This is a genomic window from Streptomyces venezuelae ATCC 10712 (assembly GCF_008639165.1).
Classification (GTDB): Bacteria; Actinomycetota; Actinomycetes; order Streptomycetales; family Streptomycetaceae; genus Streptomyces; species Streptomyces venezuelae.
This window is the reverse complement of sequence record NZ_CP029197.1, coordinates 3,012,970-3,036,871: the sequence shown is the minus strand read 5'-3', so window position 1 is coordinate 3,036,871 and position 23,902 is coordinate 3,012,970. Positions and strand designations below refer to the sequence as shown.

At 68.9% G+C, this 23,902-nt stretch carries 15 protein-coding genes and 3 rRNA genes; 12 read left to right on the top strand and 6 right to left on the bottom strand.

All coding sequences use genetic code 11. From position 1 onward, the window contains the following. The first annotated feature begins 163 nt into the window (after positions 1–163). From manA to DEJ43_RS13770, 4 genes are all read left to right on the top strand, one after another. Positions 164–1,315: a mannose-6-phosphate isomerase, class I gene (manA, locus tag DEJ43_RS13785; protein ID WP_015033970.1), complete on the top strand. Its 1,152-nt coding sequence runs from the start codon at positions 164–166 to the stop codon at positions 1,313–1,315. A 66-nt stretch (positions 1,316–1,381) separates the two neighbouring features. Next, positions 1,382–2,347 (top strand): cation diffusion facilitator family transporter, encoded by a 966-nt coding sequence (locus tag DEJ43_RS13780; RefSeq protein ID WP_015033969.1) that lies wholly within the window; start codon positions 1,382–1,384, stop codon positions 2,345–2,347. Between the two features lie 306 nt (positions 2,348–2,653). Further along, on the top strand, positions 2,654–4,108 hold the full coding sequence (gene ahcY / locus DEJ43_RS13775; protein WP_015033968.1) for an adenosylhomocysteinase: 1,455 nt from the start codon (positions 2,654–2,656) through the stop codon (positions 4,106–4,108). A gap of 154 nt (positions 4,109–4,262) precedes the next feature. After that, the gene (locus DEJ43_RS13770) at positions 4,263–4,877 is read left to right on the top strand and encodes a hypothetical protein (RefSeq protein WP_015033967.1); all 615 of its coding nucleotides are present in this window, start codon (positions 4,263–4,265) and stop codon (positions 4,875–4,877) included. A gap of 15 nt (positions 4,878–4,892) precedes the next feature. Here the strand turns inward: DEJ43_RS13770 and DEJ43_RS13765 are convergent, their stop codons facing one another. After that, the gene (locus tag DEJ43_RS13765; RefSeq protein ID WP_086024639.1) at positions 4,893–5,870 is read right to left on the bottom strand and encodes an RDD family protein; all 978 of its coding nucleotides are present in this window, start codon (positions 5,868–5,870) and stop codon (positions 4,893–4,895) included. A gap of 127 nt (positions 5,871–5,997) precedes the next feature. On the opposite strand from DEJ43_RS13765, the gene DEJ43_RS13760 reads away from it, so the two are divergent. The 5 genes from DEJ43_RS13760 (at position 5,998) to DEJ43_RS13735 (ending at position 13,419) form a co-directional block, all read left to right on the top strand. Next, complete coding sequence (locus tag DEJ43_RS13760; protein WP_015033965.1) at positions 5,998–7,005, top strand: stage II sporulation protein M; 1,008 nt, start codon at positions 5,998–6,000, stop codon at positions 7,003–7,005. A 589-nt stretch (positions 7,006–7,594) separates the two neighbouring features. Beyond that, positions 7,595–9,120 (top strand): 16S ribosomal RNA (locus DEJ43_RS13750). 286 nt (positions 9,121–9,406) lie between these two features. Then, positions 9,407–12,530, top strand: a 23S ribosomal RNA gene (locus DEJ43_RS13745). A gap of 73 nt (positions 12,531–12,603) precedes the next feature. Next, a 5S ribosomal RNA gene (gene rrf / locus DEJ43_RS13740) occupies positions 12,604–12,720 on the top strand. Together the 16S, 23S and 5S rRNA genes form the textbook arrangement of a ribosomal RNA operon. 195 nt (positions 12,721–12,915) lie before the next feature. Continuing rightward, positions 12,916–13,419, top strand: coding sequence for a hypothetical protein (locus tag DEJ43_RS13735; protein ID WP_015032632.1), 504 nt, complete (start codon positions 12,916–12,918; stop codon positions 13,417–13,419). A 73-nt stretch (positions 13,420–13,492) separates the two neighbouring features. Here the strand turns inward: DEJ43_RS13735 and DEJ43_RS13730 are convergent, their stop codons facing one another. Genes DEJ43_RS13730 through DEJ43_RS13710 form a run of 5 tightly spaced genes read right to left on the bottom strand, consistent with a single transcriptional unit; the run spans position 13,493 to position 18,909 of the window. Then, positions 13,493–14,803 carry a DUF58 domain-containing protein gene (locus DEJ43_RS13730; RefSeq protein ID WP_015033964.1) on the bottom strand — a complete coding sequence of 437 codons (1,311 nt, stop codon included), beginning with the start codon at positions 14,801–14,803 and terminating at the stop codon, positions 13,493–13,495. A gap of 12 nt (positions 14,804–14,815) precedes the next feature. Beyond that, positions 14,816–15,799, bottom strand: coding sequence for an AAA family ATPase (locus tag DEJ43_RS13725; RefSeq protein WP_015033963.1), 984 nt, complete (start codon positions 15,797–15,799; stop codon positions 14,816–14,818). Then, entirely contained in the window at positions 15,796–16,998 is a 1,203-nt protein-coding gene (locus tag DEJ43_RS13720; RefSeq protein WP_015033962.1) for a DUF4350 domain-containing protein, read from the bottom strand. Before DEJ43_RS13720 ends, DEJ43_RS13725 begins: the two co-directional genes overlap by 4 nt. Next, positions 16,995–17,687 (bottom strand): DUF4129 domain-containing protein, encoded by a 693-nt coding sequence (locus tag DEJ43_RS13715; protein ID WP_015033961.1) that lies wholly within the window; start codon positions 17,685–17,687, stop codon positions 16,995–16,997. Before DEJ43_RS13715 ends, DEJ43_RS13720 begins: the two co-directional genes overlap by 4 nt. 4 nt (positions 17,688–17,691) lie before the next feature. Beyond that, positions 17,692–18,909, bottom strand: a complete 1,218-nt coding sequence (locus DEJ43_RS13710; RefSeq protein ID WP_041662459.1) for a DUF7544 domain-containing protein — start codon at positions 18,907–18,909, stop codon at positions 17,692–17,694. A 415-nt stretch (positions 18,910–19,324) separates the two neighbouring features. Between DEJ43_RS13710 and mtrA the strand changes: the two genes are divergently transcribed. The 3 genes from mtrA to DEJ43_RS13695 are packed head-to-tail and all read left to right on the top strand — an operon-like array spanning position 19,325 to position 23,889. After that, positions 19,325–20,002 (top strand): two-component system response regulator MtrA, encoded by a 678-nt coding sequence (mtrA, locus tag DEJ43_RS13705; RefSeq protein ID WP_010356958.1) that lies wholly within the window; start codon positions 19,325–19,327, stop codon positions 20,000–20,002. A gap of 1 nt (position 20,003) precedes the next feature. Further along, a complete protein-coding gene (gene mtrB, locus DEJ43_RS13700) occupies positions 20,004–22,037 on the top strand; it encodes an MtrAB system histidine kinase MtrB (protein WP_015033959.1) in 2,034 nt (677 codons plus the stop codon). Then, complete coding sequence (locus DEJ43_RS13695) at positions 22,027–23,889, top strand: LpqB family beta-propeller domain-containing protein (protein WP_015033958.1); 1,863 nt, start codon at positions 22,027–22,029, stop codon at positions 23,887–23,889. Before mtrB ends, DEJ43_RS13695 begins: the two co-directional genes overlap by 11 nt. The last annotated feature ends 13 nt before the right edge of the window (positions 23,890–23,902 follow it).

Genomic DNA, 23,902 nt, shown 5'->3' with positions numbered 1-23,902 from the left:
GGCCCACCCGGGCCGCCCGCAGGCCCCCCAACCCCCCGCCCCATCCACCCCCCAGCCCACCCCCCGTAACACTCCAGTCACCCACCCCCTGTCACCTGTCACCTGTCACCCGACACCCCTCACCTCACCATCCGTCATCACCACCGAGGAGCTGGCAGGCACCATGGACCGCCTCGTCAACACCGTCCGCCCCTACGCCTGGGGATCCACGACGGCCATCCCGGAACTGCTCGGAATCGCCCCGACCGGCGAACCCCAGGCCGAGATGTGGATGGGCGCCCACCCCGGCGCGCCCTCCCGCACCGAGCGCGGCCCGCTGAACGAACTGATCGCCGCCGATCCCGTACGCGAACTGGGGCAGCGTTCCGTCGACGCGTTCGGACCGCGTCTGCCGTTCCTGCTGAAGATCCTCGCCGCCGGTGCCCCCCTCTCCCTCCAGGTCCACCCGGACCTCGCCCAGGCGCGGGCGGGCCACGCCGCGGAGGAGGCCGCCGGCATCCCGGTCGACGCCCCGCACCGCACGTACAAGGACGCCAACCACAAGCCCGAGCTGATCTGCGCGCTCACTCCGTTCGAGGGCCTGTGCGGGTTCCGTACCCCCGCCGACGCCGCCGACCTCCTCGCCGAGCTGGGCGTCGACTCGCTCAAGCCGTACGTGGACCTGCTCCACGCCCACCCCGAGGAGGCCGCCCTCCGCGAGGTCCTGACGGCCCTGCTCACCGCCGACCCGGACGAGATGGCGCACACCGTCACGGAGGCGGCCGCCGCGGCCGACCGCCTCGGCGGCGCCCACGCCCCGTACGCGAGCCTCGCCCACCACTACCCGGGCGACCCCGGCGTCATCGCCGCCATGCTCCTCAACCGGGTCCTGCTCCAGCCCGGCGAGGCCCTCTACCTCGGCGCCGGCGTCCCGCACGCCTACCTGAGCGGCCTCGGCGTCGAGATCATGGCCAACTCCGACAACGTGCTGCGCTGCGGACTCACCCCCAAGCACATCGACGTCCCCGAACTGCTGCGTGTCGTCCGCTTCGAGCCGAACGACGCCACCGTCCTGCGCCCCGAGGCCTCCCCGACCGGCGAGGAGGTCTACGACACCCCGATCGACGAGTTCCGGCTCTCCCGTCTCGTACGGCCGGAGGGCGCGGCCCCCACCGACCTGACCGCACCGACCCCGCAGATCCTGCTGGCCGTCGCCGGCCGGCCGAAGGCGGGCGACATCACTCTCGCCCCCGGCGAATCCGTCTTCGTCCCGGCCGGCGAACCCGCCGAACTCACGGGTACGGGGACGGTCTTCCGCGCGACCGTCGTGGCCTGATGCGACAATGACCGGCCGAACCGCGGCGACAGAGCCGGTGCATCGACGAAGGGACCACGTACACCCATGAGCGCGTCAGGCGGAACCAAGGCGATCGTGGCGGCTCTCGCCGCCAACCTGGCGATCGCCGTAGCCAAGTTCGTGGCGTTCCTCTTCAGCGGTTCGTCGTCGATGCTCGCGGAGAGCGTCCACTCGCTCGCCGACTCCGGCAACCAGGGTCTCCTGCTGCTCGGCGGCAAGAAGGCCCAGCGCGAGGCCACCCCGCAGCACCCCTTCGGCTACGGGCGCGAGCGGTACATCTACGCCTTCCTCGTCTCCATCGTGCTCTTCTCCGTCGGTGGCATGTTCGCCATCTACGAGGGCTACGAGAAGATCAAGCACCCCCACGAGATCGAGGCCTGGTACTGGCCGGTCGGCGTCCTCGTCTTCGCGATCATCGCCGAGTCCTTCTCCTTCCGCACCGCCATCAAGGAGTCCAACCCGCTCCGCGGCAACCTCTCCTGGAAGGAGTTCGTCCGCCGGGCGAAGGCCCCCGAGCTGCCCGTCGTCCTCCTGGAGGACCTCGGCGCCCTCGTCGGCCTCATCCTCGCGCTCGGCGGCGTCGGCCTGGCCCTGCTGACCGGCGACGGGATCTGGGACGGCATCGGCACCCTCTGCATCGGCGTCCTGCTCATCGTCATCGCGATCGTGCTGGCCGCCGAGACCAAGTCGCTGCTCCTCGGCGAGGCCGCCGGCACCGACGACGTCAAGAAGATCGAGGCCGCGGTCGTGGACGGCGAGACCGTCACCCGCCTCATCCACATGCGGACCCTCCACCTCGGCCCGGAGGAACTCCTCGTCGCCGCCAAGATCGCCGTCCAGCACGACGACTCGGCCGCCGAGGTCGCGAACGCCATCAACGCCGCCGAGGCCCGCATCCGCGCCGCCGTCCCGATCGCCCGGGTGATCTACCTGGAGCCCGACGTCTACAGCGAGAAGGCCGCCTCGGCCGGCACGAACCCGGCCAAGTCGCCGGGCGGCGCAGGTCACTGACCTCACCATCCCCACGCGGCCCCCGAGACCCTCCTGGTCTCGGGGGCCGCACTGGTCCGTACGGGCATTCGAGCCCGTCCCACCCCTCGATGCGGACTGTGGCACACCGCACTGTCCGGTGTAGATTCGTGACAGCCAGACGTCGCTGCTGATGGCGGTCGGGCGGTCCGCACGGACCGGCCGAGGGAGAGAGGGCCTCCGACGACGGCACCGTGGAGAACCCGGGCATTCGTATGCCCTGGGCGTTCCGTGGCGCCCGGCGCCAACCGACCCTCGCACTCGACCACACGAGGAGCAGCTCCAGTCATGACGACTGCCACCCACCAGGACTTCAAGGTCGCCGACCTCTCCCTCGCCGCCTTCGGCCGCAAGGAGATCACCCTCGCCGAGCACGAGATGCCCGGCCTGATGTCGATCCGCCGCGAGTACGCCGAGCAGCAGCCGCTCGCCGGCGCCCGCGTCACCGGCTCCCTGCACATGACCGTGCAGACCGCCGTCCTCATCGAGACGCTCGTCGCCCTCGGCGCCGAGGTCCGCTGGGCCTCCTGCAACATCTTCTCCACCCAGGACCACGCCGCCGCGGCCATCGCCGTCGGCCCGAACGGCACCCCGGAGAACCCGCAGGGCGTCCCGGTCTTCGCCTGGAAGGGCGAGACCCTCGAGGAGTACTGGTGGTGCACCGAGCAGGCCCTCACCTGGCCGAACTCGCCCACCGGCGGCCCGAACATGATCCTGGACGACGGTGGTGACGCCACCCTCCTCGTCCACAAGGGCGTCGAGTTCGAGAAGGCCGGCTCCGCCCCGGACCCGGCCACCGCGGACAGCGAGGAGTACGGCCACATCCTCCGTCTCCTCAACCGCACCCTCGGCGAGAACCCGCAGAAGTGGACCCAGCTCGCGTCCGAGATCCGCGGCGTGACCGAGGAGACCACCACCGGCGTCCACCGCCTGTACGAGATGCACCAGGCCGGCTCCCTCCTCTTCCCGGCGATCAACGTGAACGACGCCGTGACGAAGTCGAAGTTCGACAACAAGTACGGCTGCCGCCACTCCCTCATCGACGGCATCAACCGCGCCACCGACGTCCTCATCGGCGGCAAGACGGCGGTGGTCTGCGGTTACGGCGACGTCGGCAAGGGCTGCGCCGAGTCCCTCCGTGGCCAGGGCGCCCGCGTCATCGTCACCGAGATCGACCCGATCTGCGCGCTCCAGGCGGCGATGGACGGCTACCAGGTCACGACCCTCGACGAGGTCGTCGAGACGGCGGACATCTTCATCACCACGACCGGCAACAAGGACATCATCATGGCCGCCGACATGGCCAAGATGAAGCACCAGGCCATCGTCGGGAACATCGGTCACTTCGACAACGAGATCGACATGGCCGGTCTCGCCAAGATCCCCGGCATCGTCAAGGACGAGGTCAAGCCGCAGGTCCACACCTGGACGTTCGAGGACGGCAAGGTCCTCATCGTCCTGTCGGAAGGCCGCCTGCTCAACCTGGGCAACGCGACCGGCCACCCGTCCTTCGTGATGTCGAACTCCTTCGCCGACCAGACCCTGGCCCAGATCGAGCTCTTCACGAAGCCGGAGGAGTACCCGACCGACGTCTACGTCCTCCCGAAGCACCTGGACGAGAAGGTCGCCCGCCTCCACCTCGCGTCGCTCGGCGTGAAGCTCACGACCCTCCGCCCGGAGCAGGCCGCCTACATCGGCGTCGAGGTCGAGGGCCCGTACAAGCCGGACCACTACCGCTACTGATGCCCCCGGCCGGCGGCGCCCGCGCACCGACGCGACGCCGTCCCGGACACCCGTAGAGGACTCAGGCAGACCCCCCGCACCCCCGTGCCGGGGGGTCTGCCCCGTCCCGCCCCCGCTACCGCTCCTGGAAGCGCCCCCTCCCGAGGACCGACCCATGCCCCGCGGCCGATATTCGCTCCATGACCCGCACGACCACACCCCCCTCGGTGAAGAACACTTCCACTGCGCGCCCGGCCCCTCCGGCTGGCGCTACGTCTCACAGATCACCACCCCCTCCGGCGACCACCGGGGCTCCGTCGACCTGGCCGTCGACGAACTCGGCCGCCCCATCCGGCTCGAACTCCACGCCGCCGGCTGGCAGGTCCGCGGCGCGGCCCTCGACGGCGTCACCTGGGTCCGTACGGACCCCACCGGAACCCACGCCACCGAAGGCAATGTGCGCGCCCACGCCTTCACCGGCACGTCCCCGGCATTCCTCGTCGCCCTCACGCGACTCCTGCGTCTCACCCCCGATTCCCCCGAGACCCGTGTCAGGCTCGTCGCCCTCACGGACCCGGTGCTCGCCCCCCTCACGGTCGACCAGTCCTGGGCCCTGGTGAAGAGTGAAGCGCACGCCACTGACAACGGCCCCCTGATGGTGGACGAGTACCAGGTCAGCGCCCTGGACACGGGCGAACGGCACACCGTCCACATCGCCGGCGACGTGGTCCTCGCGGCCCCCGGCATCGAACTCGAAGCCCTGGAGACACCACCGTCGGTCTTCCCCTGACGAGACCGGGGACGATCAGGCGGGCGGAGCGAACCCCGTGGAGGGAGCGGCGGGCGCCGCAGGCGACTGAGGCCGGTCGCCCGTCGCCACCGGGGGCGGCACCGGGGAGGCGGCCGGCGTGGCCGCGGGTGGGACGAAAGAGGCAGAGGCGGGGCCGGCGCCAGGGACGGTCATCCCCGGGGCCGGGGCGGTCATGCCCGAGACAGGGGGTGTCATGCCAGCGACGGGGGCGGTCATCCCCGAGGCCGGGGCGAGAGCCCGCCGGGAGTCCCGGGCCTGTCGCTCGGCGACCACACCCGCGAGATAGGCGTCGGCCGGCACTCCCGGCGGCGGGGGCGTCCCGGTCCGCGCGACCAGCTCGTCGGCCAGCCGCTCGGCCAGCCGCCGTCCCACCGCGGGGTCGAGCTCCCGGGCCCGGGTGAGGTACTGCCGTATCTCCAGCCACAGGGCCTCGGGCACCGCGGAGAGATCGAGCCCGGCGAAGCGCCCCACCAGCCACGGCGGCGGGGGAGGCACGGCCAGGACCCGGGCCGCGGGTATCCGCTCCCGCACCACCAGCGTCCCCGCGAACACATCCCCGAGCCGCCGCCCCCGCTCCGAAACCAGGGACGCGACACAGGCGACGACCCCGAAGGTCATCAGGATCTCCACGACCCCCATCGCCCCGCGCACGAGCGCGTGCCGGAACCGGATCGGCCCGCCGTCGTCCCGCACCACCCGCAGCCCACAGGCCAGCTTCCCCAGCGAGCGACCGTGCGACAGCGTCTCCACCGCGATCGGCACGCCGACGAGCAGCAGCAGGAACGACGCGATGAACACCGCCGTCTCCGCCGCCTCGTCGAGCGACGCCGTGGCGACCGCGAGCCCGAGCGTGATCAGCAGGTACGCGGCCCACACCACCACCAGGTCGATGAGCACCGCCAACGCCCGGCTCGGCAGCCGCGCGGGCTGCAGCCCCAGCACGACGGCGTCCCCCGTCACCAACCCACTCACGGCACCCACCCTTCTCCGCCCTTCCCGACCCCTCCGAACGCCAGTCTGCCAAGCTGACCCGCAGCGCGCCGCAGTAGATCAGTAGTGCGGACCCGTCCGCAGCCGATGCCTGGAGCAGCAGCCGATCATGGACCTCGACGTCTACGTCACCGCCCACCGCGCCGAGTGGGAGCGCCTCGACCAGCTCCTGCGCCGGGGAGCGAAGCTCACCGGCGCCGAGGCCGACGAACTCGTCGCGCTGTACCAGCGGACGGCCACCCACCTGTCGATCGTCCAGTCCAGCGCCCCGGACCCGATGCTCACGGCCCGGCTCACCCAGCTCGTGGCCCGCGCCCGCGCCGTTGTCACCGGCACCCGCCGCTCCTCGTGGCGCGACGCGGCCCGCTTCCTGACGGCCGGGTTCCCGGCGGCCGTCTACCGCTCCCGCCACTGGTGGGTCCCCACAGCGGTCCTCTCCACCCTGCTGGCCGTGCTCATCGGCTGGTGGATCGGTACGCACCCCGAGGTCCAGGCCGCGATCGGCGCCCCCGGCGACCTCCGCGAGATGACCCGGCCCGGCGGGCAGTACGAGACGTATTACTCCAGCCACCCGGCGGCGTCCTTCGCCGCCCAGGTCTGGACGAACAACGCCCGGGCCGCCGCCATGTGCCTGGTCCTGGGTGCCTTCCTGGGCATCCCGGTGCTCTGGATCCTCTTCCTGAACATGCTGAACCTCGGCGTCGGCATCGGCCTGATGTCCTCCGCCGGCCGTCTCGACGTCTTCCTGGGCCTGATCCTTCCGCACGGCCTGCTCGAACTGACCGCGGTCTTCGTGGCCGCCGGCACGGGTCTGCGCCTCGGCTGGACGGTCATCGATCCCGGTCCCAGGACCCGTCGCGCCGCGCTCGCGGAGCGCGGCCGGGCCGCCGTCGGCATGGCGATCGGCCTGGCCCTGGTCCTCTTCGTCTCCGGCCTGATCGAAGGCTTCGTCACCCCCTCCGGCCTGCCCACCTGGGCCCGCATCACCCTCGGCATCGCCGCCGAGCTGGCGTTCCTCACCTACGTGTACGTCCTGGGCGGCCGCGCCTCCCGAGCCGGCTACCAGGGAGACCTCGAAGAGGCCGACCGCAGCGCCGAGCTCCCCACCGCCGCCTGATGTGCGTACGGCCCCGCTGACCTGCTAGTGTCCTCCGGTGCCCACAAAAGCCGTTGACATGGCGGACGTGGGGAGGTAGATTCAAACGGTTGCCTGGAACTGGACGGTTCGGCAGCAGCCAAGTAGAGTCACACTCACTCCGGTCGGGAATTCGATTCCACGGAGTCATCCCGATTCTCATTCGAATCAAGAAAGCCACCGATTAGGTCGGCCGAAATGATTCTGATAAAGTCGGAACCGCCGAAAGGCCCCCGGAGTGAAAACAAAAGGGACCGGAAAGTACCGAGGAAATCGGATCGGAAAGATCTGATAGAGTCGGAAACGCAAGACCGAAGGGAAGCCCGGAGGAAAGCCCGAGAGGGTGAGTACAAAGGAAGCGTCCGTTCCTTGAGAACTCAACAGCGTGCCAAAAATCAACGCCAGATTAGTTGATACCCCGTCCATCTTCGGATGGCGAGGTTCCTTTGAAAGTCCTGCCGGCCCTTGTGGCGGGTAGGCAACATACACAGCGAGGACGCTGTGGACAGTCGGCCTTATTCCGGCCTGACTGTCCCGCTCAACGCGAGTGTCACCCGATTACGGGTAAACATTCACGGAGAGTTTGATCCTGGCTCAGGACGAACGCTGGCGGCGTGCTTAACACATGCAAGTCGAACGATGAAGCCCTTCGGGGTGGATTAGTGGCGAACGGGTGAGTAACACGTGGGCAATCTGCCCTTCACTCTGGGACAAGCCCTGGAAACGGGGTCTAATACCGGATAACACCGGCTTCCGCATGGGAGCTGGTTGAAAGCTCCGGCGGTGAAGGATGAGCCCGCGGCCTATCAGCTTGTTGGTGGGGTAATGGCCTACCAAGGCGACGACGGGTAGCCGGCCTGAGAGGGCGACCGGCCACACTGGGACTGAGACACGGCCCAGACTCCTACGGGAGGCAGCAGTGGGGAATATTGCACAATGGGCGAAAGCCTGATGCAGCGACGCCGCGTGAGGGATGACGGCCTTCGGGTTGTAAACCTCTTTCAGCAGGGAAGAAGCGAAAGTGACGGTACCTGCAGAAGAAGCGCCGGCTAACTACGTGCCAGCAGCCGCGGTAATACGTAGGGCGCAAGCGTTGTCCGGAATTATTGGGCGTAAAGAGCTCGTAGGCGGCTTGTCACGTCGGGTGTGAAAGCCCGGGGCTTAACCCCGGGTCTGCATCCGATACGGGCAGGCTAGAGTGTGGTAGGGGAGATCGGAATTCCTGGTGTAGCGGTGAAATGCGCAGATATCAGGAGGAACACCGGTGGCGAAGGCGGATCTCTGGGCCATTACTGACGCTGAGGAGCGAAAGCGTGGGGAGCGAACAGGATTAGATACCCTGGTAGTCCACGCCGTAAACGTTGGGAACTAGGTGTTGGCGACATTCCACGTCGTCGGTGCCGCAGCTAACGCATTAAGTTCCCCGCCTGGGGAGTACGGCCGCAAGGCTAAAACTCAAAGGAATTGACGGGGGCCCGCACAAGCAGCGGAGCATGTGGCTTAATTCGACGCAACGCGAAGAACCTTACCAAGGCTTGACATATACCGGAAAGCATTAGAGATAGTGCCCCCCTTGTGGTCGGTATACAGGTGGTGCATGGCTGTCGTCAGCTCGTGTCGTGAGATGTTGGGTTAAGTCCCGCAACGAGCGCAACCCTTGTCCTGTGTTGCCAGCATGCCCTTCGGGGTGATGGGGACTCACAGGAGACCGCCGGGGTCAACTCGGAGGAAGGTGGGGACGACGTCAAGTCATCATGCCCCTTATGTCTTGGGCTGCACACGTGCTACAATGGCCGGTACAAAGAGCTGCGATGCCGTGAGGCGGAGCGAATCTCAAAAAGCCGGTCTCAGTTCGGATTGGGGTCTGCAACTCGACCCCATGAAGTCGGAGTTGCTAGTAATCGCAGATCAGCATTGCTGCGGTGAATACGTTCCCGGGCCTTGTACACACCGCCCGTCACGTCACGAAAGTCGGTAACACCCGAAGCCGGTGGCCCAACCCCTTGTGGGAGGGAGCTGTCGAAGGTGGGACTGGCGATTGGGACGAAGTCGTAACAAGGTAGCCGTACCGGAAGGTGCGGCTGGATCACCTCCTTTCTAAGGAGCACAGTACCGATTGCAGGCAAACGTTCTGCACGGTCAGCTCATGGGTGGAACGTTGATTAGTTGGCACAGTCTCTCTCCGAGAAACCGTTAGTACTGCTTCGGCGTGGAAAATGGTTTTCGAGGAACGGACTGTGCTTGGCACGTTGTTGGGTGTCTGAGGGTACGGCCGTAAGGTTTGTATCTTCGCGATGCCGGCCCCGGTAAAACGTCACTTCGGTGATGTGTGACGGGTGGCTGGTCGTTGCTTGAGAACTACACAGTGGACGCGAGCATCTGTGGCCAAGTTTTTAAGGGCGCACGGTGGATGCCTTGGCACCAGGAACCGATGAAGGACGTGGGAGGCCACGATAGTCCCCGGGGAGCCGTCAACCAGGCTTTGATCCGGGGGTTTCCGAATGGGGAAACCCGGCAGTCGTCATGGGCTGTCACCCATGCCTGAACACATAGGGCATGTGGAGGGAACGAGGGGAAGTGAAACATCTCAGTACCCTCAGGAAGAGAAAACAACCGTGATTCCGGGAGTAGTGGCGAGCGAAACCGGATGAGGCCAAACCGTATGCGTGTGATACCCGGCAGGGGTTGCGCATGCGGGGTTGTGGGATCTCTCTTTCACAGTCTGCCGGCTGTGAGACGAGTCAGAAACCGTTGATGTAGGCGAAGGACATGCGAAAGGTCCGGCGTAGAGGGTAAGACCCCCGTAGCTGAAACATTGACGGCTCGTTTGAGAGACACCCAAGTAGCACGGGGCCCGAGAAATCCCGTGTGAATCTGGCGGGACCACCCGCTAAGCCTAAATATTCCCTGGTGACCGATAGCGGATAGTACCGTGAGGGAATGGTGAAAAGTACCGCGGGAGCGGAGTGAAATAGTACCTGAAACCGTGTGCCTACAAGCCGTGGGAGCGTCGCTCATTGGGTTTACCCAATGGGTCGTGACTGCGTGCCTTTTGAAGAATGAGCCTGCGAGTTTGCGGTGCGTTGCGAGGTTAACCCGTGTGGGGAAGCCGTAGCGAAAGCGAGTCCGAATAGGGCGATTCAGTAGCGCGCTCAAGACCCGAAGCGGAGTGATCTAGCCATGGGCAGGTTGAAGCGGAGGTAAGACTTCGTGGAGGACCGAACCCACCAGGGTTGAAAACCTGGGGGATGACCTGTGGTTAGGGGTGAAAGGCCAATCAAACTCCGTGATAGCTGGTTCTCCCCGAAATGCATTTAGGTGCAGCGTCGTGTGTTTCTTGCCGGAGGTAGAGCACTGGATAGGCGATGGGCCCTACCGGGTTACTGACCTTAGCCAAACTCCGAATGCCGGTAAGTGAGAGCACGGCAGTGAGACTGTGGGGGATAAGCTCCATGGTCGAGAGGGAAACAGCCCAGAGCATCGACTAAGGCCCCTAAGCGTACGCTAAGTGGGAAAGGATGTGGAGTCGCAGAGACAACCAGGAGGTTGGCTTAGAAGCAGCCACCCTTGAAAGAGTGCGTAATAGCTCACTGGTCAAGTGATTCCGCGCCGACAATGTAGCGGGGCTCAAGCGTACCGCCGAAGTCGTGTCATTGCAGCAATAAGCCCCAACGGGTGCTGTGATGGGTAGGGGAGCGTCGTGTGCCGGGTGAAGCAGCCGCGGAAGCGAGTTGTGGACGGTTCACGAGTGAGAATGCAGGCATGAGTAGCGATACACACGTGAGAAACGTGTGCGCCGATTGACTAAGGGTTCCTGGGTCAAGCTGATCTGCCCAGGGTAAGTCGGGACCTAAGGCGAGGCCGACAGGCGTAGTCGATGGACAACCGGTTGATATTCCGGTACCCGCTTTGAAACGCCCAATATCGAATCAGGCGATGCTAAGTCCGTGAAGCCGTTCCGGACCCTTCGGGGAAAGGAAAGTGGTGGAGCCGACGAACCAGACTTGTAGTAGGTAAGCGATGGGGTGACGCAGGAAGGTAGTCCAGCCCGGGCGGTGGTTGTCCCGGGGTAAGGGTGTAGGCCGTGTGATAGGCAAATCCGTCACACGTTAAGGCTGAGACCTGATGCCGAGCCGATTGTGGTGAAGTGGATGATCCTATGCTGTCGAGAAAAGCCTCTAGCGAGTTTCATGGCGGCCCGTACCCTAAACCGACTCAGGTGGTCAGGTAGAGAATACCGAGGCGTTCGGGTGAACTATGGTTAAGGAACTCGGCAAAATGCCCCCGTAACTTCGGGAGAAGGGGGGCCACGCCTGGTGATGGAGTTTTCCTCCTGAGCTGGGGGTGGCCGCAGAGACCAGCGAGAAGCGACTGTTTACTAAAAACACAGGTCCGTGCGAAGCCGTAAGGCGATGTATACGGACTGACGCCTGCCCGGTGCTGGAACGTTAAGGGGACCGGTTAGCTCTGTTTCGACAGGGCGAAGCTGAGAACTTAAGCGCCAGTAAACGGCGGTGGTAACTATAACCATCCTAAGGTAGCGAAATTCCTTGTCGGGTAAGTTCCGACCTGCACGAATGGCGTAACGACTTCTCGACTGTCTCAACCATAGGCCCGGTGAAATTGCACTACGAGTAAAGATGCTCGTTTCGCGCAGCAGGACGGAAAGACCCCGGGACCTTTACTACAGTTTGATATTGGTGTTCGGTTCGGCTTGTGTAGGATAGGTGGGAGACTTTGAAGCCGTGACGCCAGTCATGGTGGAGTCGCCGTTGAAATACCACTCTGGTCGTGCTGGATGTCTAACCTCGGTCCGTGATCCGGATCAGGGACAGTGTCTGATGGGTAGTTTAACTGGGGCGGTTGCCTCCCAAAGGGTAACGGAGGCGCCCAAAGGTTCCCTCAGCCTGGTTGGCAATCAGGTGTTGAGTGTAAGTGCACAAGGGAGCTTGACTGTGAGACCGACGGGTCGAGCAGGGACGAAAGTCGGGACTAGTGATCCGGCGGTGGCTTGTGGAAGCGCCGTCGCTCAACGGATAAAAGGTACCCCGGGGATAACAGGCTGATCTTCCCCAAGAGTCCATATCGACGGGATGGTTTGGCACCTCGATGTCGGCTCGTCGCATCCTGGGGCTGGAGTCGGTCCCAAGGGTTGGGCTGTTCGCCCATTAAAGCGGTACGCGAGCTGGGTTTAGAACGTCGTGAGACAGTTCGGTCCCTATCCGCTGTGCGCGTAGGAATATTGAGAAGGGCTGTCCCTAGTACGAGAGGACCGGGACGGACGAACCTCTGGTGTGCCAGTTGTCCTGCCAAGGGCATGGCTGGTTGGCTACGTTCGGGAGGGATAACCGCTGAAAGCATCTAAGCGGGAAGCCTGCTTCGAGATGAGTATTCCCACCTCCTTGAGAGGGTAAGGCTCCCAGTAGACGACTGGGTTGATAGGCCGGATGTGGAAGCCCAGTAATGGGTGGAGCTGACCGGTACTAATAGGCCGAGGGCTTGTCCTCAGTTGCTCGCGTCCACTGTGTTAGTTCTGAAGTAACGAACTCCCTTTTCCGGTTGAGTTCAACTTCATAGAGTTTCGGTGGTCATAGCGTTAGGGAAACGCCCGGTTACATTCCGAACCCGGAAGCTAAGCCTTTCAGCGCCGATGGTACTGCAGGGGGGACCCTGTGGGAGAGTAGGACGCCGCCGAACAATTTTTAGCCTCAACCCCTGGACCTGGTCCGGGGGTTGAGGCATTTCTGCGTTGGTCTACTTTCAGCCAAGGATTGACGCGAGCATGACATTTGAAGCTCCTTGTGCCACGCTCCGTGGCGCACTCCGAACCCGGCGGCTCCGTCGAGCGGCCCGGGTTCTCCCCCACCCACGAGCTGTGGCAAGGAGAGCGTCATGAAGAGCACCCCCACCCTGACCGGAATGGCCGCGCTGGTGATCGCGGTCGGCATCGCCGTACCCACCTCGGCGTATGCGAGCGGCACCGTTGCCGGCGCGGAGGTCGACGGCGTGATGGTCGTCTCCGGAAACACCTGTAGCTGGACCGGCGCCGACGCCAGTGCGACTCCGCCGAGCGCGCTGACCGTCGACCGGGCCACGATCAACAAGCCGGGCGGCAATCTGACCTGCGGCGGGGGCATTACCGCCGCGCTCAACAACAACCCGGGCTTCACCTTCGACGACGCCGCCGGCACGGCGACGACCGACGTCATCGACCTCACCGGGAAGCAGTCGTTCGTCTCCTGCCGCTACAAGGTGACGAACATCGTCTGGAATCGGGAGGGGACCAGCAGGAAGTACGTGAACACCCCCTTCACCGCCACCAAGGTCTCGGGCTCGTTCCTGTGTCCGGGGTCCTTCAGTGCCGCGGCGGGGGAGGCCTCGGTCGTGTTCCGCTGAGTCGGGGCGCCACGCGTGATCGATGGCCGGCACGGGCTGTTCGCCGTGCTGGCCATCGATGTTGTCCGGCGCTCTACAGGTGGCCGGCCGCCTTGAGGGCGAGGTAGGCGTCCGCCAGGGCGGGGGCCAGGGCGTCGGGGGCTGCGTCCACGACCGTGACGCCGTGGCGGCGGAGCTGGTCCGCGGTGCGGGAGCGCTGGGACTGCGTCTGGGTGGCCGCCGCCGCTTCGTAGATGCCCTCGACCGTGCCGCGGGTCCTCGCCATCTCGGCGACGTGGGGGTCGGCGACCGAGGCGACCAGCACCGTGTGGCGCTGAGCGAGCTGCGGCAGGACCGGGAGGAGGCCCTCTTCGATCGGGGCGGCGTCGAGGCTCGTGAGGAGGACGATCAGAGAGCGGCGGGGAGCCCGGGCGAGGGCCGTGGCGGCCAGGCCGCGGGCGTCGGTCTCGACCAGCTCGGGTTCGAGCGGGGCGAGGGCGTTGACCACGGCGGGCAGGACGTCGCCGGCGGAGCGGCCCTGGACCTGGGCGCGGAGCCGGCGGTCGTAGGCGAGGAGGTCCACGCGGTCGCCGGCGCGGGAGGCGAGCGCGGTGAGAAGGAGGGCCGCGTCCATGGAGGCGTCCAGGCGGGGGATGTCGCCGACGCGGCCGGCCGAGGTGCGGCCGGTGTCGAGGACGACGAGGATGTGCCGGTCGCGTTCGGGGCGCCAGGTGCGGACGGCGACGGCGGACTGGCGGGCGGTGGCCCGCCAGTCGATCGAGCGGGTGTCGTCGCCCGGCACGTACTCGCGGAGGCTGTCGAACTCCGTTCCCTCGCCGCGTGTCAGGACGCTGGTGCGGCCGTCGAGTTCGCGGAGCCGGGCCAGTCGGGACGGCAGGTGCTTGCGGCTGGTGAACGGGGGGAGGACGCGGACGGTCCAGGGGACCTGGTGGTGGCCCTGGCGGGCCGCGAGGCCGAGGGGGCCGTACGAACGGACCGTGATCCGTTCGGCGTGGCGGTCGCCGCGGCGGGTGGGGCGGAGGCGGGTGGTGAGGCGGCGGCGTTCGCCGGGCGGGACCGTCAGGTGCTGGCGGGAGGAGGCCTGTTCGGTGCCGGGGAGCCAGCTGCTGGGCGGCCAGGCGTCGCGGAGCCGGGCGCGGAGGGGGCGCCGGGAGGGGTTGGTGACCGTGAGCTGGACGTTGGCCGCGTCACCGAGTCGAACGGATGTATCACCACTTCGGGTGAATTGGAGCGTTCGTACTGGCGCCGCCAGGGCGTAGTCGCACAGAATTGCGAGGGAGAGGGGCGCGTTCACCGCGAGCATCCCCGCCCAGCTGGGGGCGAGGAGGCCGACGGGGAGCGATCCGAGGGCGGCGAGCAGCGCCGTTCGTCCGGTGAGGGCCATGGGGCGCCGTTCTCAGCGGGGGACGGGGACGTGGGCGAGGATCGAGTTGATGACGGAGTCGGGGGTGACTCCTTCCATCTCGGCCTCGGGCCGCAGGTGGATGCGATGACGCAGGGTGGGGAGAGCGAGGGCCTTCACATCGTCCGGGGTGACGTAGTCCCGGCCGGTGAGCCAGGCCCAGGCGCGGGCGGTGGAGAGCAGGGCGGTGGCGCCTCGGGGGGAGACTCCGAGCGTGAGTGAGGGGGATTCGCGCGTGGCACGACAGATATCGACGACATAGCCGGCGATCTCGGCGGAGACCGAGACCTTGGCGACGGCGGCCCGGGCGGCTTCGAGCTCGGCGGGGCCCGCGACGGGGCGGACATCGGCGGCCTTCAGGTCGCGGGGGTCGAAGCCCTCGGCGTGACGGGTGAGGACCTGGATCTCGTCCGCGCGGGAGGGCAGAGGGATCGTCAGTTTCAGCAGGAACCGGTCGAGTTGGGCTTCGGGGAGGGGGTAGGTGCCCTCGTACTCGACGGGGTTCTGGGTCGCCGCGACCAGGAAGGGTTCCGGCAGGAGGCGGGGGGTGCCGTCGACCGTGACCTGACGTTCCTCCATGGCCTCAAGGAGGGAGGACTGGGTCTTCGGGGGCGTGCGGTTGATCTCGTCCGCGAGCAGCAGGTTGGTGAAGACCGGGCCGGGCTGGAAGGAGAACTCCGCGCTCCGGGTGTCGTAGACCAGGGAGCCGGTGACATCGCTCGGCATCAGGTCGGGGGTGAACTGGACGCGCTTGGTGTCGAGTTCGAGGGTGGCGGCGAGCGCGCGGACCAGCAGGGTCTTGGCGACGCCGGGGACGCCTTCGAGGAGCACGTGTCCTCGGCAGAGCAGGGCGACGACGAGACCGGTGACGGCGGGGTCCTGGCCGACCACGGCCTTCGCGATCTCGGTGCGCAGGGCCTCCAGGGAGGCGCGGGCGCTGTCCGAGGTCGTAGCGGTCTCGGGGGTCGGGGCGCTCATGAGGTGCGTACCTCTCTTTCGAGGGCGTCGAGTTGGTCCGCGAGGCGGATGAGGGCGGTGTCGTCGGCGGGAGCCGGGCCGAAGAGGAGGGTTCTGGGGTCCGCGGTGGTCTCGGGGAGACGGGCGGAGAGTGCGGGGAGGAGGTGGTCGGAGGAGTGCGCGGCCTGGGCGGGGACGCCGAGGAGAGGGGCGAGCCGGGTGCGGGTCGCGCCGCGCAGGACGGAGGCGGCGCGGTCGCGGGCGTTGGCCTTGCGGTAGAGGCGGGCGCGGCCCTCGGTGGCTTCGGAGGCGCGGAGGGCCACGGGGAGTCGCTCGGTCACCAGGGGGCCGAGGCGGCGGGCGCGCCAGATGGCGGCGAGGAGGGCCGCGATCGCGAGCTGGAGTGTGCCCCACAGCCAGCCGGAGGGGATGAGGGCGAGGAAGTTGCCCGTGGTGTCGTCGTCGGGTGTGTCGGCGGTGGCGGAGGCATCGGTCAGGGAGGGGAGGTACCAGACGAGATGGGGCCGGGAGCCGAGGAGTTGCAGGGCGAGCGAGGCGTTGCCCTGTTGGTCGAGACGGTCGTTGTGGAGGATGTCGGGCGAGCCGATGAGGACGGTGTCGGTCGTGCCGGGGCCGGGGAGGCGGACCAGGGTCGGCAGGCCGTCGGCCGGGTAGCAGGTGTCGGCGGGGCCGGCGGGGTCGGTGACGTAGCGCTCGCCGCCGAGTTCGGCGCTGCCGGCGCGGGTGGCGGCCGCCAGGGTGCAGTCGGGAGTTCGGTTCTCCACGGGGATGCTGGTGGCGCTGGTGACGGCCGGGGCCAGGATCGGGAGGGAGGAGCGACCGGCGCCGACGAGGACGGTGCGGCCGCCGGAGTTCCTGATCGCCCCGAGGAGAGCGGACTGCTGGGTGTGCGTCAGCAGGTCGGGGGTGGCGACCAGGAGGGTGGAGTCGGAGCCGGTGGCGGACGTGGCCTCGTCGAGGGTGGTGGCGAGGGTGACGGTGACGCCGTGGGACCTGAGGAGTTCGGCTACCGCCCGGCTGCCCTTGGGGTCGGCGGAGCGGGGGTCGAGGGCGCCGTGGGAGTCGGTGGACCGCACGGTCGCGAGGGCGATGCCGCCGATCAGGACGAGGGCGATGACGAGGGCCGCGCCTCGGGCGCGGGTCCAGAGCTGGGCGGGGGTCGCCGCGGTCGAGGTGGCGGACGTGGCCGGGCGGCTCATGTGGGGGTCCCCGGGGTGGCGGGGTCGAGGGTGGGGCGGGTCCGCTCCAGGGCGGTGTCCAGTTCCTCGACGCGGCGGTACGCGGGCTCGTCGGCGGTGCGGCCGCCGTATGTGACGTCGTCGAAGGCGCGGACCGCGAGCCGCAGGTCGTCCGCGTGGGACGGCAGGGCGCGGCTCGCCTCGGCGGCGGCCTCGTCGGCGGTGCGGCCGGGGCGGGGGTCGAGCAGGGTGCGCTCCTCGAGGGAGCGGACGATGGCCCGCATCCGTTCCTGGACCGCCTGGTTCCAGCGGCCGGCGGCGGCGTGCCGCTCCGCGGCCGACCGGTGGTCGCGAGCGGTGCGGGGGCCGTCTGCGAAGAGCGAGTCGCCACCGGTGCGGGGTGCGCGGTGGGGGGTGCCGAGGCGCCACCAGAGGGCGGCGGCGACGGCTGCCACGAGCAGGACCACCACGACGAGGCCGAGGACGCCGCCCGGGGTGGCCCCGGACGCGGCGCCGAAGAGTTCGTCGAGCCACTCCCAGAAGCGGTCGAGGCCGCGCTGGAGGAGGTTCGGGTCGTTCTCGTGGTACATCGGCTTGGACAGCTCCCGCTCCGCCGCCTCGCGGGCGGGGATGCGGGAGATGTCCACGGGTGCGTCGCCGTCGGCACGCAGCCGTGTCAGTGCCGTGGTCGTTCCCCCCGTGACCGTCACGGCATCAGCCTCCGACGGTCTGTTCGCCCGGTGTGGGGCCGTAGCCGGGGAGGCCGGCGGCCCGGGCCAGTTCGAGGTCCAGGGCTTCGCGGCGGATGCGCTGGTCCACGTAGAGGAGGACGGTGACACCGGCCGAGATCGGGTAGGTGATCGCGCTGGTGATCACGCCGCCGATGCCCGTGACGATCAGGAACGGCCAGCCGAAGGTGGTGGTCGTGCCGGAGAGCATGCCGGAGAAGCCGTCGCCGTCGATCGCGATGCCGATGACGGTGAACGGGATGGCGACGATCATCGCGAAGACGAAGATCAGCAGCTGGGTGAGGAGGGTGATGCCGAAGATCCGCCACCACGCGCCCTGCACCAGCTTGGCCGAGCGCTTCAGCGACTGCGTCACGCTGCCGCGCTCCAGCATCAGGGCGGGGGAGGCGAGGCTGAAGCGGATCATCAGCCAGACGACGGCCGTCAGCGCCCCCAGGCCGCCGAGGAGCGCCAGGGCTACGCCCGCGGCGCCGCCGATCAGGAGTCCCGGGAGCAGGCCGACCAGGACGAGACCGGTGCTGATCAGGGCGAGGAGCAGGGTCAGTCCGAGGAGCTGGAGGAGGCGCGGGCGGGCCTCCTGCCAGGCGGCGCTCAGGGAGACCGGGCGGCCGAGGATGGCCCGGCTGATGACGACGGTCAGCAGGGCGGCGCTGACCAGGGACGCCATCAGCGTCACGAGGAGCGCGGGGCCGAGGCCGATGAGAGAGGACTGGGCCGCGTCGAGGGACTGCTCCAGGGCCTCGGCGGGGCTGGCGTCCGGGCTCGTCGCCGGGGCCTCGGGGACGAGGTACCGCTGGGCGAGTATGTCGGCGATCTGGGAGATCACCGCGACCGTGACCGTGATCGCCAGGACCGTGCGCCAGTAGACGCGGAGGGTCTTCGCCGCCCCGTCGAGGATCTCGCCCATGCCGAGGGGGCGCAGCGGGATCACACCGGGCTTCGCGGCCGGCGGCCGGCCCCAGTGGGCGTTCGGGGGAGGTGCTCCCCAGCCCGGGCCCTGGCGGGGAGGGGTCGGGGTCTGGCCGGTCGGCGGGGACCACTGGCCGGCGGGCGGCTGGTCCTTGGACCACTGGGGTGCGGAGCCGTTCGCGTCGGACGGGGCGGCGGGCCGGGGCACTCCGGAGCCGTCGTGGCCGTCGGAGGGGGCGGATCCGGGCGAGGTCCAGCCCGGAGTGTCGTTCACGGTCGTCCACCTCGGAGGAATGGTCGCGGTGCCGGATCGGCGAGCCGGCTCGGTCACGGCGGCCGACACCTGACACGGCGGCGGGCCGGGTGCCATCGTGCCACGCGGGGCCCGCCCGTGGGCCGGTCCCGCCTCGTCGTTCGTACCTTTGTCCGGGCCTTCCTCGTGCGAGCGGCGGGCGCGGTGTCTCCCGGGGCCGCCCGGTGATCGTCGGTGCCGTGCCGATGGTCCGGTGGTGAGGGGGCAGGGTACGGTGCAGGCCGACCACGGGGGCCCACGGGGGTGACATCCATGTCTGGCATCAACACCCACGGACACCGGCAGTCGACGGTGGGCGATCACCGACGTCACCGCAGGTCAGTGAGGTATCTCACCAGCCGCCTTGAGACTGATACGGAAATGGGATGATGTCGATATGAAGGGACGCGTTCTTGTCGTCGACGACGACACCGCACTGGCCGAGATGCTCGGCATCGTGCTGCGGGGTGAAGGGTTCGAACCGTCGTTCGTCGCGGACGGCGACAAGGCGCTTGCCGCATTCCGGGAGGCCAAGCCAGACCTGGTGCTGCTCGACCTGATGCTGCCCGGAAGGGACGGCATCGAGGTGTGCCGGCTCATCAGGGCCGAGTCGGGTGTGCCGATCGTCATGCTCACGGCCAAGAGCGACACGGTCGACGTGGTCGTGGGCCTGGAGTCCGGGGCCGACGACTACATCGTGAAGCCGTTCAAGCCGAAGGAGCTCGTCGCCCGTATCCGGGCGCGGCTGCGGCGGTCCGAGGAGCCGGCTCCGGAGCAGCTCACCATCGGTGACCTGGTCATCGACGTCGCCGGGCACTCCGTGAAGCGGGACGGGCAGTCCATCGCCCTGACGCCGCTGGAGTTCGACCTGCTCGTGGCGCTGGCGCGCAAGCCGTGGCAGGTGTTCACCCGCGAGGTGCTCCTGGAGCAGGTCTGGGGCTACCGGCACGCGGCGGACACCCGGCTGGTGAACGTGCACGTCCAGCGGCTGCGCTCGAAGGTCGAGAAGGACCCGGAGCGCCCGGAGATCGTGGTGACCGTCCGTGGTGTCGGGTACAAGGCGGGACCGAGCTGACATGAGTACAGGCAGTGCTGCTCCGAAGCCCGGGGACCCGGGAGTCCGTACGGGGCGGACTGCCGGACCGGGGCGGGGGGGCTCGCGTTCCGGCCGTCTGCCGCGCGGCGGACGGCTGTTCCGCGACGGTGCGCCGGGTGGACCGGTCCTCCGGCTCTTCGCGCGCTGGGTGCGCCGTCCGCTGCTGCCCGCCGTGCGGCTGTGGCGACGGAACATCCAGCTGAGGATCGTCGCCGGCACCCTGCTGATGTCCCTCGGAGTGGTGCTGCTGCTCGGCCTGGTCGTCATCGGACAGGTCCGCAACGGGCTGCTCGACGCCAAGGAGAGGGCCGCCCAGAGCCAGGCCGCGGGCGGGTTCTCCGCCGCCCAGGACAAGGCGGCGACGACGCCCTCCGCGCCCGGTGAGCAGGACGGCGGACGGGCCGGCGCCTCCGTGAACTGGCGCTCCACGCTGGTCGAGCAGCTCGCCAGTGGTGGCCAGAGCGCCTTCAACGTGGTCGCGCTCTCCCTCGACACCGGTGACACCGCGAGCCGGGGCGTCCGCGCTTCCGGCGAGGTCGACCCGATCACGAGCATCCCGGCCGAGCTGCGGCACACGGTGGCCCAGGGCACCGGGACCTTCCAGAAGTTCACCAGCATCCACTACACCAGCGGCAAGGCCCCCGAGGCCGGCCTGGTGATCGGCAAGCGGCTCAACGACGCCGAGGGCACCCAGTACGAGCTCTACTACCTTTTCCCGCTGACCCAGGAGGAGGACTCCCTCACCCTGGTCAAGGGCACCCTGGCGACCGCCGGGCTCTTCGTGGTGGTGCTGCTCGGCGCCATCGCCTGGCTCATGGTGCGCCAGGTCGTCACGCCCGTACGGATGGCGGCCGGGATCGCCGAGCGGCTCTCGGCCGGCCGCCTCCAGGAACGGATGAAGGTCACCGGCGAGGACGACATCGCCCGGCTCGGCGAGGCCTTCAACAAGATGGCCCAGAACCTCCAGCTCAAGATCCAGCAGCTGGAGGAGCTGTCGCGGATGCAGCGGCGGTTCGTCTCGGACGTCTCGCACGAGCTGCGCACCCCGCTCACCACGGTCCGGATGGCCGCGGACGTCATCCACGAGGCCCGGGTCGACTTCGACCCGGTGACGGCCCGCTCCGCCGAGCTCCTCGGCGACCAGCTCGACCGATTCGAGTCGCTGCTCTCCGACCTCCTGGAGATCAGCCGCTTCGACGCGGGCGCGGCCGCCCTCGAGGCGGAGCCGATCGACCTGCGGCAGGTCGTGCGCCGGGTCATCGGCGGTGCGGAACCCCTCGCCGAGCGCAAGGGCACCCGGATCGTGGTCGTCGGCGACAAGCAGCCGGTGGTGGCCGAGGCGGACGCCCGCCGGGTCGAGCGGGTGCTGCGCAACCTCGTGGTCAACGCCGTCGAGCACGGCGAGGGCAAGGACGTCGTGGTGAAGCTGGCCGCCGCCGGCGGAGCCGTCGCCGTGGCCGTGCGCGACTACGGCGTCGGGCTCAAGCCCGGCGAGGCGACCCGGGTGTTCAACCGGTTCTGGCGCGCCGACCCGGCGCGGGCCCGCACCACGGGCGGTACCGGACTCGGTCTGTCGATCGCGGTCGAGGACGCCCGGCTGCACGGTGGCTGGCTCCAGGCCTGGGGCGAGCCCGGTGGCGGTTCGCAGTTCCGGCTCACCCTGCCGCGCACGGCCGACGAGCCGCTGCGGGGCTCCCCGATCCCCCTGGAGCCCGAGGACTCCCGGCGCAACCGCGAGCAGGCGGCCGCCGGGCGCGCCCAGGAGAACGCGCGGCTGGCGTCGGTGCCGGTGCAGCCCGCCGGCGACCGGCCGCAGCTGCCGGTACCGCCGAGGCTGCCCGCGCCGCCCCGGGCGACCGTCGACCCGACGGCGCTGCCCGGCAGCGGCTCCCGGGTCGTCGCCCGGACGCCGGCGGACGGCGACGGGAGCGGGGGCGGGGGCGGGGCGAACCGGCCGGTGACGGCCGGGGACAACGGGAACGCGGAGCGGGAGGACAGGACACGTGGGCGCTGACGCCCGAGCGGGACGGTGGGTGCGGGAGCGCGGCGTCGGCGTCGTGGTGCTCGTCGCGTGCGGGGGGCTGCTCGCCACCGGGTGCGCGACCATGCCCGACAGCGGGGCCGTCCAGCCCGTGAAGGGGGCGGGCCAGGGCGACTCGCAGGTGCGGGTCTATGCCGTCGCCCCCCGGGAGAACGCGGACCCGGACGAGATCGTCGACGGCTTCCTCGAAGCCATGACGAGTGACGACCCCGGTTTCGCCACCGCCCGCAAGTACCTGACGAAGCAGGCGGCGCGGACCTGGAAGCCGGAGCAGAGCATCACCGTGCTCGCCACGGGCCCCAACCGCGACCAGGCCGACCGCAACGCCGACCCCGACAACCAGGGCCGCGCCTACCCGCTCTCCGGCCGCAAGATCGCGACCGTGGACGCCCGGCACGCGTACCAGCCGGTCAGCCCCGCCGCGTACCTCCAGTCCATCCATGTCGTGCAGCAGCCCACCGCCAACGGCAAGGGCAAGGAGTGGCGCATCGACAGCCTGCCGCCGGGTCTGGTGCTCGGCGAGGCCGATTTCCTGCGCAACTACCGTTCGGTCAACAAGTACTACTTCGCCTCGGGGGAGGACTGGGTCGTGGCCGACCCGGTCTACATCCGGCAGCGCCAGGACCCCGTCACCCGGATGGACCCGGTGACGCAGACGGTCAAGGCGCTCCTCGAAGGGCCCACGAACTGGCTGAAGCCGGCCGTCGACTCCAGTTTCCCCTCGGGTACGGAGCTGAGGAAGGGCGTCACGACGCTGACGCCCGACGACCAGTCCACGCTCAAGGTGCCGCTCAACGCCAGGGCGGACCTGGTGGGCGGGCAGCCGTGCCGGCGGATGGCGGCGCAGCTGCTGTTCACCCTGCGGGACCTGACCTCCGTGAACGCCGAGCAGGTGGAGCTCCAGGGGTCGAGGGGCCAGTCGCTGTGCCGTCTCGGCAAGGGGCAGGCGGCGGAGTTCGCCGCCGTCCGCGGCGCGGACCCGGACGAGAACCCGTACTTCGTCGAGCACGGCAAGCTGATGATGCTGGCCGTCGGCGGCAAGGAGGCGAACCCGCCCATCGAGGTGGCGGGCCCGCTCGGCACCGGCGAGACCCCGCTCGGGTCGGTCGCCGTCGACCGGGGCGAGACCCGCGCCGCCGGGGTCGCGGCGATGGGCCGCGACCTGTACGTCTCCTCGATCACCACGGAGCAGGACCTGTCGCAGCCGGTCCTGAGCAGCAAGGCGGCCAAGCCCGCCGACCGGCTCTCGGCGCCCAGCTGGGACGGCCGGGGCGATCTGTGGGTGGCCGACCGCAACCCGGCCGCGCCCCAGCTGTGGATGGTGCCCGACGGCACCGGGACGCCCGTGAAGGTGCGGACCCCGTGGCTGGCCGACGACGCCCGGATCGAGTCGCTGCGGGTCTCCGCCGACGGGGTCAGGATCGCCCTCGTGGTCACCCGCGGCGAGCGCACGACCCTGCAGATCGGCCGCGTCCAGCGGCAGACGACGGGTGAGGAGTCCGTCGTCTCCGTGCTCGACCTCCAGCCCGCCGCGCCCCGGATGGAGTCGGTGACGGCCGTCTCCTGGGCCGGTCCGAGCCGACTCGTCGTGGTCGGCCGGGAAGCGGGCGGCGTCCAGCAGATCCGCTACCTCCAGACGGACGGCTCGACGTCGGCGACCTCGGTGCTCCCGGGGCTGAACGGGGTGACGTCGGTGGCCGCTCCGCACGGCGACTCGGAACCGCTGGTCGCCGACTCCGGCAACGACGGCATCGTCCGGCTGGCGCCCGGCGCTAACTGGCAGCCGGTGGTGAAGTCCGGGGCCTCGCCCGTCTACCCGGGCTAGCGGCCCCGGCGCG